Annotated in this window: 15 protein-coding genes; 8 read left to right on the top strand and 7 right to left on the bottom strand. The window is 72.9% G+C overall.

What is annotated here, in order from left to right; all coding sequences use genetic code 11:
* Window positions 1–40: 40 nt before the first annotated feature.
* Window positions 41–652: a TetR/AcrR family transcriptional regulator gene (locus tag TR50_RS26755; RefSeq protein ID WP_042427228.1), complete on the top strand. Its 612-nt coding sequence runs from the start codon at window positions 41–43 to the stop codon at window positions 650–652.
* 90 nt (window positions 653–742) lie between these two features.
* Complete coding sequence (locus tag TR50_RS26750) at window positions 743–1318, top strand: Uma2 family endonuclease (RefSeq protein ID WP_042427226.1); 576 nt, start codon at window positions 743–745, stop codon at window positions 1316–1318.
* A gap of 3 nt (window positions 1319–1321) precedes the next feature.
* On the opposite strand, the gene TR50_RS26745 is transcribed toward TR50_RS26750, so the two are convergent.
* Both TR50_RS26745 and TR50_RS26740 read right to left on the bottom strand, forming a co-directional pair.
* Window positions 1322–1639: a hypothetical protein gene (locus tag TR50_RS26745; RefSeq protein WP_152648654.1), complete on the bottom strand. Its 318-nt coding sequence runs from the start codon at window positions 1637–1639 to the stop codon at window positions 1322–1324.
* Between the two features lie 81 nt (window positions 1640–1720).
* Window positions 1721–2743, bottom strand: a complete 1023-nt coding sequence (locus tag TR50_RS26740; RefSeq protein WP_042427294.1) for an MBL fold metallo-hydrolase — start codon at window positions 2741–2743, stop codon at window positions 1721–1723.
* Between the two features lie 217 nt (window positions 2744–2960).
* Here TR50_RS26740 and TR50_RS26735 point away from each other — a divergent pair, with 217 nt between their 5' ends.
* Window positions 2961–4445: an aldehyde dehydrogenase gene (locus tag TR50_RS26735; protein WP_042427221.1), complete on the top strand. Its 1485-nt coding sequence runs from the start codon at window positions 2961–2963 to the stop codon at window positions 4443–4445.
* A gap of 1 nt (window position 4446) precedes the next feature.
* Window positions 4447–4674, top strand: a complete 228-nt coding sequence (locus TR50_RS26730; RefSeq protein WP_042427218.1) for a ferredoxin — start codon at window positions 4447–4449, stop codon at window positions 4672–4674.
* Between the two features lie 171 nt (window positions 4675–4845).
* Here TR50_RS26730 and TR50_RS26725 read toward each other — a convergent pair whose 3' ends face one another.
* A complete protein-coding gene (locus TR50_RS26725) occupies window positions 4846–5439 on the bottom strand; it encodes a TetR family transcriptional regulator (protein WP_042427214.1) in 594 nt (197 codons plus the stop codon).
* A 264-nt stretch (window positions 5440–5703) separates the two neighbouring features.
* Here TR50_RS26725 and TR50_RS26720 point away from each other — a divergent pair, with 264 nt between their 5' ends.
* The 4 genes from TR50_RS26720 to TR50_RS26705 all read left to right on the top strand — a co-directional run bounded on the left by TR50_RS26720 (window position 5704) and on the right by TR50_RS26705 (window position 9903).
* Window positions 5704–7032, top strand: a complete 1329-nt coding sequence (locus TR50_RS26720; protein ID WP_236654600.1) for a glycosyltransferase family 4 protein — start codon at window positions 5704–5706, stop codon at window positions 7030–7032.
* A gap of 100 nt (window positions 7033–7132) precedes the next feature.
* Window positions 7133–7918, top strand: coding sequence for a class I SAM-dependent methyltransferase (locus TR50_RS26715; RefSeq protein ID WP_042427208.1), 786 nt, complete (start codon window positions 7133–7135; stop codon window positions 7916–7918).
* Window positions 7915–8967, top strand: a complete 1053-nt coding sequence (locus TR50_RS26710) for a prenyltransferase (RefSeq protein WP_052441344.1) — start codon at window positions 7915–7917, stop codon at window positions 8965–8967. Before TR50_RS26715 ends, TR50_RS26710 begins: the two co-directional genes overlap by 4 nt.
* Window positions 8968–9132: 165 nt before the next feature.
* Window positions 9133–9903: a maleylpyruvate isomerase family mycothiol-dependent enzyme gene (locus TR50_RS26705; protein WP_042427202.1), complete on the top strand. Its 771-nt coding sequence runs from the start codon at window positions 9133–9135 to the stop codon at window positions 9901–9903.
* Window positions 9904–9927: 24 nt separating this feature from the next.
* Here TR50_RS26705 and TR50_RS26700 read toward each other — a convergent pair whose 3' ends face one another.
* The 4 genes from TR50_RS26700 to TR50_RS26680 all read right to left on the bottom strand — a co-directional run.
* Window positions 9928–10941 carry an LLM class F420-dependent oxidoreductase gene (locus tag TR50_RS26700; RefSeq protein ID WP_042427199.1) on the bottom strand — a complete coding sequence of 338 codons (1014 nt, stop codon included), beginning with the start codon at window positions 10939–10941 and terminating at the stop codon, window positions 9928–9930.
* 114 nt (window positions 10942–11055) lie between these two features.
* Window positions 11056–12189: a hypothetical protein gene (locus TR50_RS42965; RefSeq protein ID WP_052441342.1), complete on the bottom strand. Its 1134-nt coding sequence runs from the start codon at window positions 12187–12189 to the stop codon at window positions 11056–11058.
* A 75-nt stretch (window positions 12190–12264) separates the two neighbouring features.
* A complete protein-coding gene (locus TR50_RS26685; protein ID WP_042427196.1) occupies window positions 12265–13245 on the bottom strand; it encodes an N-acetylmuramoyl-L-alanine amidase in 981 nt (326 codons plus the stop codon).
* Window positions 13235–14509 (bottom strand): hypothetical protein (locus TR50_RS26680; protein ID WP_160311191.1); only part of this gene is annotated, 1275 nt, incomplete at its 5' end. The genes TR50_RS26680 and TR50_RS26685, both read right to left, overlap by 11 nt.

Below are 14509 nucleotides of genomic sequence, written 5' to 3'. Positions count from 1 at the left end.
AGCGGAGGCGACGTAGAGTTCCTCACGGAAAGGAGACACCGTGTCGACAGCAACCGCCGCCTCCGCGCGCGCCCCCAAGCAGGACCGCAGCAGGGCCACCCGCCAGCGGCTCCTCGAGGCGGCCGTCGACTGCCTGGCCGAGCTGGGGTGGACCGGCAGCACGGTCGCCGTCGTCGCGGAACGGGCGGGCGTCTCCCGGGGCGCCGCCCAGCACCACTTCCCGACCCGCGAGGACCTCTTCACCGCCGCCGTCGAACACGTCTCCGTCCAGCGCCGCGCGGAACTCGACGCCCGCGCCGCCGCCCTCCCGGCCTCCGGCCCACGCCGCAACGAGGCCGTCGTCCGCATGCTCGTCGGCCTCTACACCACCCCGCTGTTCCGCGCGGCCCTGCAACTGTGGGTCGCCGTCAGCACCGACGACCAGTTGCGCCCGCGGGTCCTGGAACTGGAGTCCCGCATCGGCCGCGAGACCCACCGGACGGCCGTCACCCTCCTCGGCGCGGACGAATCCCACCCCGGCGTCCGGGAGACCGTCCAGGCCACCCTCGACATGGCCCGCGGCCTCGGCCTCGCCGACGTCCTCAGCGACGACAGCGACCGGCGCGAGCGGATCGTCCGCCAGTGGGCCCGGATCCTCGACGCGCAGCTGTGAGCCGACTCGTTCGGGTGAAGACTTCCTGACTCCCTGGCGTGCCTCGCCGACGCTCGGTGAAGCTGGTTCTGCACGCGGAGGGGGTGCACCATGAGTGCTATGACGCAAGAGGCGATGCCTGCGGAGTCCGACCTCCTGGAGAGCTTCCTTGCCCTGGAGACCCCGGCGGGTTTCAAGGCCGAGCTCGTCGAAGGGAAGATCGTCGTGTCTCCCACCCCGGACGGAGACCATGAGGACTGCATCAGCACCATCATTCGCGCGGTGCTGACCACGTCCAAGGTCCCCATGGACGCTTCGGGCAACAAGGGCCTCAAGATGCCTGCTGGGGGCAGTCCCAAGAACCACGTGATCCCAGACATCACTTTCGCCCCACGAGAGTTGCGTCTCTTTCGCGGAGCGCCCTCCTGGATGCCGAGTGACGGCGTCGCGATGGTGGTCGAGGTGACGAGTTCGCGGCCCTCCGACGACCGGACGGTCAAGCGGCACTGCTACGCGCGAGCAGGCATCCCGCTGTATCTGATCGTCGACCGCTCCGAAGGGCAGGTGCTGGTGTACAGCGGGCCGTCAGACGGTGACTACCTGCACGGGGCGACGGTCGCGCTCGGGGAGTCGCTGCCGCTGCCCGAGCCGTTCGGGTTCGCGTTGGAGACCTCGGACTTCCTCTGACGGTCAGGAGCGCCCGGCGCGGCGGGAGCGGGTCCAGGTGATGAAGAGGCCGCCGCCGACGCCCGCGACCAGCAGGGCGACGAAACCGGAGACCATCGCCACGGTGCTGCCGTTCTTGGAGGCCGGGGTGGCGTTCGGGGCGGGCGAGGAGCTCGAGCCGCTGTTGTCCTGCCCCACCACCATGTTCGGGAGCGCGACCGTGGACGTCGCGGGCGAGTTGGGCGCGTCGGCGAACGCGGGTGCGGTGACGCCCAGCAGAGCGGACGCGCAGAGCGCCACAGCGGCCACCTGCGTGGCGGGTCGACGAACGGCGGAAAGCATGACGAAATGCCCCTTCGATGATCAACGGTACACATCACCCTAACGTGTATCGCCGGTCGTCTACGCACGAGGTGGTGCGAGTCAACGTGCGTGGTACCGCACGGGCTCCTCATCTGTGACGGCCTCCGCCAGGCCGGTCTTCACGAGCCGGCGCAGATGCGCCGCCGCCTCGGAGACCGCGAGGTGGCGGGCGAGGAAGCCGAGTTCGGACCAGGGCCGGTTCCAGTGCATGCCCTGGGCGGCCTCCCACAGCGTCATGGGTCTGCCGCGCAGCTGGCTGTGCAGGTCGGCGAGCCGGGCAGCGTGGTGGTCCAGCAGTTCCCGCACGCGTCCCGGTGCGTCCGTGAAGCGGTACTGGTGCGCGGGCAGGATCTCCTGCGGGCCGAGCGCGGCGATCCGCTCCAGGGAGTCGAGGAAGTCGCCGAGCGGATCGGTCGGCTCGTCCTGTGGGTTCTCCGGATACAGGGAGACGACGGGGGTGATCGTCGGCAGCAGGTGGTCGCCGCTCAGCAGGCGGGTCCGGGGCTTCTCGTCGAGGAAGAGGCAGACGTGGCCCGGGGTGTGGCCGGGAGTCCACATGACGCGCAGCTCGCGGCCGGGGACGCCGGCGCTCTCGCCGTGGACGAGTTCGCGGTCGGGGACGACCGCGCCGAGCGTCGCGGGGCCGGACTCGGAGTCGTCGCCCCAGGAGCGGAGCGCCGCGAGGTGCTCCTCGGGGAGGCCGGCCGCGCGCATCGAGCGGGCCATGCGGTCGATCCACTTCTCCGCGGGGATGTCCCGGACCGCCCGCACCACCGCGGCCTCGGCCGCGTGCATGCCGACCCACGCGCCCGAACTCGCCTGCACGTGTGCGGAAAGGCCGTGGTGGTCGGGGTGGTGATGGGTGATCAGGACGCCGTGGACGTCCTCCAGCGCGAAGCCCGCCTCGGCGATGCCCGCGCGCAGCAGCTCGCGTCCGCTCGGGTCGTCCCAGCCGGTGTCCACCAGGACCGGCCCGAGGTCGCTCTCCAGCAGGTGGACGAGCGTGTAGCGCAGGGGGTTGTCGGGGATCGGCACGGGGATGCTCCACACCCCGCCGCCCAGGTTCTGCACGGGCGGGAGCACGCGTTCGCGCCACGCCTTCCGATCGGGCTGCTCCTCCTGCGGATCCGGCTGCGTCTCCAGAACGGGCACGGGCGGCCTCCTCGGAACTGCAACGCGTTCTGTCACGCGTTCTGTGCAGTGTGCACCTATCGGGGCAGCGTACTGCAAGACCATTGCCGCCTATAACTAGAACTGGTATCAGTTCTCAGGATGACGCGGATCGGGAGGGGAGAGACCGATGGTCGACGGCGTGAACGGCGTGACCGAGTACGGCGAGCTCTACATCGGCGGATCGCTCGTGGCACCGGCCGGCGCCGAGGTGATCGAGGTGATCTCCCCGCACACCGAGGAGGTCATCGGACGCGTGCCGCACGCCTCGCGTGAGGACGTGGACCGTGCCGTCGCCGCCGCGCGCACGGCATTCGACGAGGGCCCGTGGCCGCGGATGACCATCGAGGAGCGGATCGAGGTCTGCGCCCGGATCAAGGACGGCATCGGGGCCCGCGCGGACGAGATCGCCCGCGTCATCAGCTCCGAGAACGGCTCCCCCTACTCGTGGAGCATCCTCGCCCAGGCCTTCGGGCCCGTCATGATCTGGGACTCGGCCATCACGATCGCGCGGAACTTCCGCTACGAGGAGTACCGCAGCGGCGTCCTCAGCCCGCTGCTGGTCCGCCGTGAGCCGGTCGGCGTCGTCGCGGCGGTGGTGCCGTGGAACGTCCCGCAGTTCGTCGCCGCCGCGAAGCTCGCGCCCGCGCTGCTGGCCGGCTGCTCCGTCGTGCTCAAGCCCTCGCCGGAGACGCCCCTCGACTCCTACATCCTCGCCGAGATCGCCACCGAGGCCGGGCTGCCCGAGGGCGTGCTCAGCATCCTCCCGGCCGACCGCGAGGTCAGCGAGTACCTGGTGGGCCACTCCGGCATCGACAAGATCTCCTTCACCGGCTCCGTCCCGGCCGGCAAGCGCATCATGGAGGTCGCCTCCCGCAACCTCACCCGCGTCACGCTGGAGCTCGGCGGCAAGTCCGCCGCGATCCTGCTGCCCGACGCCGACCTCGACGCGGCCGTCGCCAACCTCATGGGCTCCTCCTACATGAACAACGGTCAGGCCTGCGTCGCGCTGACCCGCGTGCTCGCGCCGCGTTCGCGCTACGACGAGATCGCCGACAAGATGGCCGCCGCCGTGGGCGGCCTCGTCGTCGGCGATCCGCTGGACGCCGCCACCCAGGTCGGCCCGCTGGTCGCCAGGCGCCAGCAGCAGCGCAACCTCGACTACATCCGCATTGGCCAGGAGGAGGGCGCGAAGGTCCTCACCGGCGGCGGCGTGCCCGCGTCGCAACCGCGCGGCTGGTACGTCGAACCGACTCTCCTCGGATCCGTCGACAACCGGATGCGCGTCGCGCGCGAGGAGATCTTCGGTCCCGTGGTCTGCCTGCTGCCCTACGACGACGAGGCGGACGCGATCCGCATCGCCAACGACTCCGAGTACGGCCTGTCGGGCAGCGTGTGGGCGGGCGACGCCGCGCACGGCGTGGAGATCGCCCGGCAGGTGCGCACCGGCACCTTCTCGGTCAACAGCTTCAGCCTCGACTTCAACGGGCCGTTCGGCGGGTTCAAGAACTCCGGCCTGGGCCGCGAGTTCGGCCCCGAGGGCCTGGCCGGCTTCCTGGAGGACAAGACCATCAACCTCCCCCAGGGCTACCCCGTCCCGTCGGACGGTGAGTGAGATGGGCGACCGCTGGCGGGTGGAGGTCGACCGGGGCGTCTGCATCAGCAGCGGCTTCTGCGCGAACAGCGCGCCCGACGCCTTCCGGTTGGACTCGGCACGGCAGTCGCATCCGGTGGACGAGGAGATCGACGCGTCCGAGGTGGTTCTCGCGGCGGCGGAGACCTGCCCGGTCGAGGCGATCCTGATCCAGATGGCGGAGACGGGGGAGCCGGTTTTCCCGGATTAGTCGGTTGCACCTCGAAGGGGCGCGGGGTGCCGCTCGACCTGCGTGCACGAGAAGCCAGCCGCGCAGGTCGAGCCCCGAACGCAGGACCATCCGCACAGGGCGGTTGCTCGCGCACGCAGTGATCGAGCAGGGCCTCGCGCCCCGCGCCCCGCGCCCCTGAGGTGAGTGCAGCTAGAGGGTCAGCAGCTTGCAGGCCGTCTCGAGGTCGATCCGGACCTGCGCGATGGAGGCGCGTCCGCTCAGCCAGGTGACCAGCGCCGAGTGCCAGGTGTGCTCGATGACCCGCACCGCCGCGAGCTGCTCGCGGGTCGGCGGCTCCGTCAGCCCCATCGCGTCGAGGATCAACTGCCCGGTGATCCGGCTCACCTGGTCCACCTCGGCGCTCACCGAGCGGTCGGCGAAGGTCAGGGCGCGGACCATCGCCTCGGCGAGCTGCGGCTCGCGCTGAAGCCCACGGAAGGTCCGCATCAGCGTGTCGGCCACCCGCGCGCCCGGGTCGTCGCCCTCGACGGGATGCTTGCGGGTCTGCTCCTGGAAGAGCTGGAGCTGGTCCTGCATCGTCGCGACCAGCAGATGCACCTTGGACGGGAAGTACCGGTACAGGGTGCCCAGGGCCACGCCCGCCAGCTCGGCGACCTCGCGCATCTGGACCGCCTCGAAGCCGCCGCGCGAAGCCAGTTGCGCGGCGGTGTGCAGGATGCGGCGGCGTCGCGCCTCCTGCCGCTCGGTGAGCGGCGGCGCCGTCGGCCGCGGGCTGGTCGTCATCGGGCGCTCCTACGTGCCTACCTCTGGACCCCACGCATCTGGACCCCACGCATCATGGCGTACCGCACGGGCGTGGCGCGAATCACCTGCCCCGCCCCATTTGGTCAAGCTACGGACCGGTAATCTTCAAGCTCTCTCGCTGCCGCCACGCTGGAACGTGTTCTAGATTACCCTGGCCGGGATTGCCCCGGGAGGCCCGGGACGTGCCCGGGACGACCGGGCGTGCATCGGGAGACCAGCAAGGGACCCAGGAGAGGGGTCGAGTTGACCGTGAGCCACGACGACGCGCCTCTGCGTATCGCGCTGCTCTCGTACAAGGGCAACCCGTTCTGCGGTGGGCAGGGCGTCTACGTCAGACACCTGTCGCGCGAACTCGCCCGGCTCGGGCACGACGTGCGCGTGCTCGGCGGCCAGCCGTACCCCGTCCTCGACCACCACGCCGTCGACCCGGAAGGGCCGGGCAGGCTCGCCTTCACCGAGATCGCCAGCCTCGACCTCTACCGCGACCCGGACCCGTTCCGGACGCCCGGCCTGTCGGAGTACCGCGGGCCGGTCGACGTGCTGGAGACGGCGATCATGCGCACCGGCGGCTTCCCCGAGCCGCTGACCTTCAGCCTCCGCGCCCGCCGCCACCTGGCCCTGCATCGCGGCCGGTACGATGTGGTGCACGACAACCAGACCCTCGGCTACGGCCTGCTCGGCCTGGACCGGATCGGCTTCCCTCTGGTCACCACGATCCACCACCCGATCACCGTGGACCGGCAGCTGGACCTGGACGCCGCCGAAGGCCGTCTCAAGAAGCTCTCCGTGCGCCGCTGGTACGCGTTCACGCGCATGCAGCGCCGCGTGGCCGCGCGGCTCGACTCGGTGCTGACCGTCTCCGAGAGCTCCGCCCGGGAGATCACCGAGCACCTCGACGTCGCGCCCGGCCGGGTCCACGTCGTGCCGATCGGCGCGGACGTGGAGCTGTGGTCGCCGGACCCGTCCGTCGCCGAGGTGCCGGGCCGGATCGTCACCACCTCCAGCGCCAACGTGCCGCTCAAGGGCCTGGTGTTCCTGGTCGAGGCGCTCGCTAAGGTCCGTACCGAGCGCGACGCGCACCTGGTCGTGGTCGGCAGGCGGCCCGAGGACGGGCCGGTCGCGGAGGCGATCCGGCGGCTCGGCCTGGAGGACGCCGTCGAGTTCCGCGGCGGCATCGACGACGCCGCCTTCGTCGACCTGGTGCGCAGCGCCGAGGTCGCCTGCGTGCCCTCGCTCTACGAGGGCTTCTCGCTGCCGGCCGCCGAGGCGATGGCCACCGGCACCCCGCTGGTCGCCACGACCGGCGGCGCGATCCCCGAGGTCGCCGGCCCGGACGGGGAGACCTGCCTGGCCGTCCCGCCCGGCGACCCCGGAGCGCTGGCCGCCGCCCTCGGGCGGCTGCTGGACGAGCCCGGACTGCGCGCCCGCATCGGCGCGGCGGGCCGGGCCCGGGTGCTGGAGCGCTTCACCTGGCGTCGCGCCGCCGAACTCACCGTCGAGCGCTACCGCGAGGCGATCGCCACCGGCGTCGGGCAGCCCGCCCGCGCGGGCCGCGGCTGGCGCTACATCTGACCGCGCTCCGTTCGGCCCGCGCTCCCTCCGGCCCTGCTTCGTCCGACCTGCCAACCACCTCCTTTCTCTTCGAGCCCGTCATCGTTAGGAGCCCCCGGCCGTGCTGACCGTCGACTTCTCCCGCTTTCCGATCGCCCCGGGCGACCGGGTGCTCGACCTCGGCTGCGGCGGCGGACGCCACGCCTTCGAGGTGTACCGGCGCGGTGGCCGCGTGGTCGCCCTGGACCAGAACGCGGACGAGATCCGCGAGGTGCGCAAGTGGTTCGCCGCGATGGAGCTGGAGGGCGAGGCCCCGGCCGGCGCCTCCGCGATCGCGGTCGAGGGCGACGCGCTCAACCTGCCCTTCCCGGACGACAGTTTCGACAAGATCATCATCTCCGAGGTGATGGAGCACATCCCGGACGACAAGGGCGTGCTCGCGGAGATGGTCCGCGTCCTCAGGCCCGGCGGCTCGATCGCCATCACCGTCCCGCGGTGGCTGCCCGAGCAGATCTGCTGGGCGCTCTCGGACGCGTACCACGAGGTGGAGGGCGGCCACATCCGCATCTACCGCGGCGACGAGCTGCTGGAGAAGATGAGCGGGGCCGGCCTCGTTCCGCACGGCACCCACCACGCCCACGCGCTGCACTCGCCCTACTGGTGGATCAAGTGCGCGGTCGGCGTCGACAACGACAAGGCGCTGCCCGTGCGCGCCTACCACCAGCTGCTGGTCTGGGACATCGTCGGCGCGCCCGTCATCGGCAAGCTCACCCGGCTGACCGAGAAGGCGCTCAACCCCGTGATCGGCAAGAGCTTCGTCGCCTACGCGACCAAGCCGCGCAGCGGCGAGGCCACGTCGTTCGATGGCGCCGCGTCCGAGGGCTCCGCGTTCGAGGCGGGCGAGTGAGGACGCTGACGCTGGACGGCGTGCTCACCGCCGAGCAGGCCGCCGCGACCGTCCGCAGCATCCTCGTCGAGCAGCGCGCCGACGGCGCGATCCCGTGGTTCACCGGCGGCCACCTCGACCCCTGGGACCACGTCGAGGCCGCCATGGCCCTCGACGTGGCCGGCGAGCACGCGGCCGCGGAGGCCGCCTACCGCTGGCTGATGGACAGTCAGAACCCGGACGGCTCCTGGTATGCCGCCTACCGCGAGGGCGTGGCGAGCGAGCTGAACCGCGAGTCCAACTTCTGCGCCTACGTCGCGGTCGGGGCCTGGCACCACTACCTCTCCACCGGCGACGACGCGTTCCTGGAGGAGATCTGGCCCACCGTCGTCCGGGCCGTGTCCTTCGTGCTGGCGCTCGGCCGCGCCGACGGCACCGTCTCCTGGCGTCGCGAGGAGGACGGCTCCGCCCCCGACGAGGCCCTGCTGACCGGCTGCTCCAGCATCCACCACGCGCTGCGCTGCGCCCTGGCCGTCGCCGAGCACCTGGAGGAGCCCCAGCCCGACTGGGAGCTGGCCGCCGGCCGCCTCGGCCACGCGGTGGCCCACCACCCGGAGCGCTTCCTCGACAAGGACCGCTACTCCATGGACTGGTACTACCCGGTCCTCGGCACCGCGCTGCGCGGCGCCGCCGCGAAGGAGCGCATCGAGCGCGACTGGGACCGCTTCGTCGTCCCCGGCCTCGGCGTCCGCTGCGTCTCCGACCGCCCCTGGGTCACCGGCGGCGAAAGCGCCGAGCTGGCCCTGGCGTTGTGGGCGATCGGCGAGTCCACCCGCGCGGTGGAGATCCTCAAGTCCGTCCAGCACCTCCGCCACACCGACGGCGGCTACTGGACGGGCTACGTCTTCGAGGACGACGCGATCTGGCCCGAGGAGCGCACCACCTGGACGGCCGGCGCGCTGCTGCTCGCCGTGGCGGCACTGGGCGGCGACGAGGCGACGGTCTCCGTCTTCGGCGGCGAGGAACTCCCGTCGGGCCTGACCGAGGAGTGCTGCGCCGTGGTGCGGTAACCGCGGTTCGTCAGCCGCGGTGCGGGGGCACGGGGCAGCGTCGGACCGTGGCGGCCGTGGCGGACGACGCCCGGACTGCGCGTCCGCGGGTGAGAGGGGAATGGCCGCCCGGGCGTGCGTTCTCGCGCGTCGGCGTGGTTGCGGCGGCTGCTAGCGTCCCGAGGTATGGCTATGGAGTGGCTTACACACGAGCAGTACCTCGACCACGCCGCCGACCACGCGCGCCGGGCCGCTGAGCTCGCGGCGGGCGCGGACATGGGGGCGGCGGTGCCGAGTTGCCCGGACTGGGCGTTGCGGGACCTGCTCTTCCACACCGGGATGGTGTACCGGTGGATCGGGGAGATCGTCGCCCGCAAGGCGACCGAGCGGGTGCCGTTCCGGGAGGTGCCGGATCGGGAGATGCCCGAAGGGGGAGAGGCGGAGTGGCTGCTCGCCGGCGCCGAGCGGTCCGTCGCGACGCTGCGGGAGGCCGGGCCGGACCTCGCGGTGTGGGGTTGGGCCCACGGCGGGGGGACGCGCTGGTGGGCGCGCCGGATCGCGCACGAGTCGCTGGTGCACCGGATCGACGCCGAACTGGCCGTCGGCGTACGGCCGGAGGCCGACGCCGTGCTGGCGGCCGACAACGTCGACGAGTTGCTGACCAACGCGTCGGACCTCGACGCCCGTGCCTTCGCGGGCCGTTCGGGCCTCGCGGGCGAGGGGGACAGCCTGCACCTGCACTGCACCGACGTGCCGGGCGAGTGGCAACTGCGGCGCACCGCCGAGGCGTTCACCCTGGAGTACGGTCACGCCAAGGCGGACGGCGCGGTGCGCGGCAGCGCGCGGGACGTGATGCTGTGGCTCAACGGCCGTCTGCCGCAGGGGGAGGACGGGCCGGAGCGGTTCGGCGAGGAGCGTGTGCTGGAGCTCTGGCGCGCGGGTCTGACCCTCTCCTGAGTCGGCGTCAGAGGCCGGTGGATTTCACAGGACCAGCTCGGCCAGCGTCCTCAGCGTCTCCGGGTCGCGGGAGGTGACCAGCAGGTCGGTGACGGGGGTCGCCCGCCACGCCGCCAGGCGGTCGGCGATGCGTTCGCGCGGGCCGACCAGGCTGATCTCGTCGGCGAACGCCGCCGGGACCGCCGCGACGGCCTCCTCGCGGCGGCCCGCCAGGAACAGCTCCTGGATCCGACGCGCCTCGGACGCGTAGCCCATCCTGGCCATCAGGTCCGCGTGGAAGTTGCGCGCTTGCGCGCCCATGCCGCCGACGTAGAAGCCGAGCATGGCCCGGACCGGCGCGAGCCCCTCGTCCACGTCCGCGCAGACGCGGGCGTGGACGAGGGGGGCGACCATGAAGCCCGGAGCGGCGTCGGCCAGCGGCTCCGCGTAGACCTCGCGCCAGCGTTCGGGGGAGAAGTAGAGCGGCAGCCAGCCGTCGGCGATCCGGGTGGTCTGCGCGATGTTCTTCGGCCCCTCGGCGCCCAGCAGGATCGGGATGTCCGGGCGCAGCGGGTGGACGATCGGCTTGAGCGGCTTTCCCAGGCCCGTGCCGTCCGGGCCGGGGTAGGGCAGCGGGTGGTAGCGGCCGTCCAGCGCGACCGGCTTCTCGCGGCGCAGGGTCTGCCGGATGACGTCCACGTACTCGCGCACGGCCGTCAGTGGCGAGCGTGGGAACGGGCGCCCGTACCAGCCCTCCACCACCTGCGGCCCGGAGAGGCCGAGGCCCAGCAGCAGGCGTCCGCCGCTGAGGTGGTCGAGCGTCATGGCGTGCATGGCGGTGGCGGTCGGGGTGCGGGCGGCCATCTGGGCGATGCCGGTGCCGAGGCGGATCCTGCTCGTCTGCGCGGCGATCCAGGTCAGCGGCGTGAACACGTCCGAGCCCCAGGACTCGGCGGTCCACACCGAGTCGAAGCCGAGCCGCTCGGCCTCCTGGGCGAGTTCGACGAAGCCCGGGGTCGGGGCGGCGCCCCAGTAGCCGAGGACCAGACCGAGCCGCATGACGGAACCCCCTCGCTGAGCTGACGGTGTGTCAGGCTAGCGAGGGGGTCCGAAAGGGACAACACCCGGAGGCCGCCGAGGACGGCCTTGCGCACGGCCGCGCCGGACTGTCGCTCAGCCGCGCTGGATGCCGGTGGTGTCGACCAGCAGGCCGCTCTTGCCCTCCTGCGTGCGCGCGAGCAGCGCCTCGCCGCGCTGGGCGATGGCGAGGTACCAGGTGCCCGGCACGAGCTCGCCGACCGGCGCTCCCTTGGGGTCGTTCTCGGGCGCGAGCGGCCGCGCGGCCGGGACGGCGAACCAGAACGGCGCGAAGGCGGGGGCAGGCGTCTCCGGCTCGCCGGCAGCCACCGCCGCCGCGGAGCCCTGCGCGCCGGGGCCACGCGCCGCGGAGCTCTGTGCGGTCGAGTTCTGTGCGGCGGCGGGCTTCGGTGCCGACGGGGAGCCCGCGCCCAGGCGCACTGTCGAGGCCGCACCGGGAGGGGTGTCCCTCGGGGTCTGCCGCGCCAGCCGCGCGGTCGCGGCGTCGGCGGACTCCTTCGCGGGCGCGGCCGCGCCCGCGGTCGCCTGCTCTGCCGGAGCCGACAGCGGCAGCGTCGCCGCCTGCTGCTCCGGCCCCTGGAACGGCTGCCCCGGGTGGGCCTGCTGGACCGGCTGCGGGTGGAAGTGGCCGACGTGCGACTGCTGCTGGCCCGCGGGCGTGCCGAAGCCGGGGAAGTCCGGCTGACCCTCCGCGCCCTGCGGCGCGTACGGGTACGGCGGAGCCTGCGCGGCGGACTGCGGGAGCAGCGGGGCGGCCAGGAACGGCAGGACCGGACCGGCGACCGCCAGCACCACGTTCGCCGCGCAGAACACGAAGGCCAGGAACGCGCCGAGCTGCGGGCTGGAGGAGACCTCCGGGTGGCCGAAGAGGTCACCGGTCGGACCGCCGAACAGCGTCCACAGCGCGGACCATGCCGAGGCCACCGTCAGCACCACGCCCCAGGGGCGCAGGCCGATGCCGAGCGCGGACGGCTCCTGCGGCAGCAGCCGTCCCAGCAGCACCAGGACCGGACCGATGATCCCGAGCAGCACCACGGCCGGCAGCAGCGGGAAGAGCGAGGCGTTCCACGCGCTGGTGGAGCAGGCGGAGGCCGTCCCGGAGCACGCGTCCGCGCCCGCTTGGAAGAAGGTGAAGAAAGAGGAGACGAGGAGCAGCAGCGCCGAAGCCGCCAGTGCGGCGTCCCCTCGGGTGACGGTTCGCAGATTCACCGCGTAAGCCTCTCGTGAGTCATGGACCGTTAGGGCATGGAACCGCTGGGACCGGTTGTGACCGTACCAGCCGGATCAGTGCCCCTCGTGGAGGACGAACTGGCTGAGGCCGTCTGCGATGCCCTCGGCCGCCTCCTGACGCCAGGCGGCGGAGGTCAGCCGCTCCGCGTCGCCGGAGTTGCGCATGTTGGCGCACTCGATGAAGACCTTCGGCACCGTGGACAGGTTCAGTCCGCCCAGGTCGCTGCGGATGTCGTAGCCCACGCCGCCGTTGATGTAGTTGGCGAACGGCTCGCCGGTCGCCGCGGCGAAGGCGGACCGCACGTCCATGCCCAGGGTGTGCGACGGGGTGACGATCGCACTGTTGTTCACGCCGCCGGCGATCACCGTCTGAGGCATGATCACATGGAAGCCGTGGTCGCTCGCGCCGGCCCCGTCCGCGTGGATGGAGATCGCCGCGTCCGCGTGGGCCCGGTTGCCGATCGCCGCGCGCTCGGTCACGCACGGGCCCCAGGGCGTGTTCCCGTCCTGGGTGAACACGACCTTGGCGCCCTCGGACTCCAACAGGGTGCGGACCCGGCGCGCCACGTCGAGGGTGAACTGCGCCTCCGGGTAGCCGGCGTTCGTCGAGGCGCCGGTGGTGTCGCACGCCTTGCTGCTGTTGCCGACGAAGACCAGGCTGTTGATCTCGCTGGGGTGGTCGACGTTGTTCGGGTTGTGCCCCGGGTCGATCACGATCACCTTGCCCGCGAGCGGCTTGCCGGCGGTGCTGGAGGCGGAGCCCGTGCCGGAGCCGGAGGCGGACGCCGACGGGGAGGCGCTGCCGCCGGGCGTGCCCGAGGCGTGTGCGCCCGGCGCGGTCGAGCCGCCCGCGTCCTGGCCGGGACCGCCCGCGGTGGCGGGACGGTTGCCCGTTCCCTTGCCCGGCTCGCCGGCTATCGCCTGCCAGCCCAGCCATCCGGCGAAGCAGAGGGGCACCAGCGCGGCCAGGACCAGCACGAGCGTGGTGGTCCTGGTGCGCTGTGTCCGCTGGGGCCCGAAGTCGTCAGAAGTCATTTTTCGTCCACGAAGGCAGTCCGTACTGTCCGGCGATCTGGTCCCATTCCACCACGAAGGCGTTCTTGTCATTGGTGGCCCTGGTGTTGGCGGCCGTCACGCTCTGGGGGAGCGGCGCGTTCGGGGTGCAGCTGCCGGAGGCCAGCGAGCCCGCGTAGGTCGCGTACGCGTTGTCGGCGTTCGCCGAGTCCTGCTCGGCCTGGGCCAGCTGCTGCATCAGCGCGGCGCCGTTCGGCAGCTGCGAGACGTCCAAGGCGGTCGCCTGGTTCGCCAGGCCCTGGCGGCTGTTCGCCGCGCTCTGGAACGCGCCCTGCGCGTCGGCGAGGTTGGTGCAGCCCGACACGTCCGTGGCGGCCGACCCGATCGACTGGCGCACGCTCCTGCTCTGCGACAGCAGGCTGTCGACGGCCTGGGCCTGCGCCTGCGCGCCCGCCCCGGTACTCCCGGAGGCGGAGGGGGACGCCGCGTCGCTGGGCGAGCCGCTCGGCGCGGCCGAGCTGCCGGCGGAGCCGGACGGGTTCGCGCCGCCGGTCGCGACGGGCGAGGTCTTCGGCCCCGCGCTGCCGTTCGACCGCCCGAGGCCGAGCCCCCACACCGCGCCGACCCCGAGCAGCGCGGCGGCCACGATGACGAGCGCGACCAGCACGCCGGTCGACATCCGCCGCCTGGGCGCCTCGTCGGCGCCCGGGTAGGCGGCGGGCGGCGGCTGGGGGCTGCCGAAGTCCGGCCGCTGGTACGGCGGCGGCCCGGCCGGCGGATACCCGCCCCCCTGCGGCGGGACCTGGAAGTTCGGCGAGGGGTACCCGGGCGCGGCCATCGTCGGCGCCCCCGCGTCCGGCTGGCCGCCGGACGGCCCGAAGGGCCCGGGGCCACCCGGTGAAGCCATGAACCCCGCGCCCGGAGGCGGTGCGGTGACGGTGGGGATCTCCGCGCCCGGCGGGCCGGGTTGGGGCGCGGGCGGTTGGGCGGCGTTCGGTGTGTGGAAGGGGGCGGGGCCGCCGAGGGATGCGTGGTAGCCGCCGCCGGATGGCGGCTGCGCTGCGGGTGTGGTGGCGGTCGGTACGTCCGCGCCTGCGGTGCCCGGCTGGGGTGTGGGCCGCTGGGGGGTGTTTGGCGGGGCGAAGGGGGCAGGGCCGCCGAGGGATGCGTGGTAGCCGCCGCCGGAGGGCGGCTGCGCTGCGGGTGTGGTGGCGGTCGGCACCTCTGCGCCTGCGGTGCCCGGCTGGGGTGTGGGCTGCTGGGGGGTGTTCGGCGGGGTGAAGGG

Source organism: Streptacidiphilus anmyonensis, assembly GCF_000787855.1.
GTDB classification, from domain to species: Bacteria; Actinomycetota; Actinomycetes; order Streptomycetales; family Streptomycetaceae; genus Streptacidiphilus; species Streptacidiphilus anmyonensis.
Note: the sequence above shows the minus strand (reverse complement) of the source record. Positions and strands in the feature narration are given on the sequence as shown.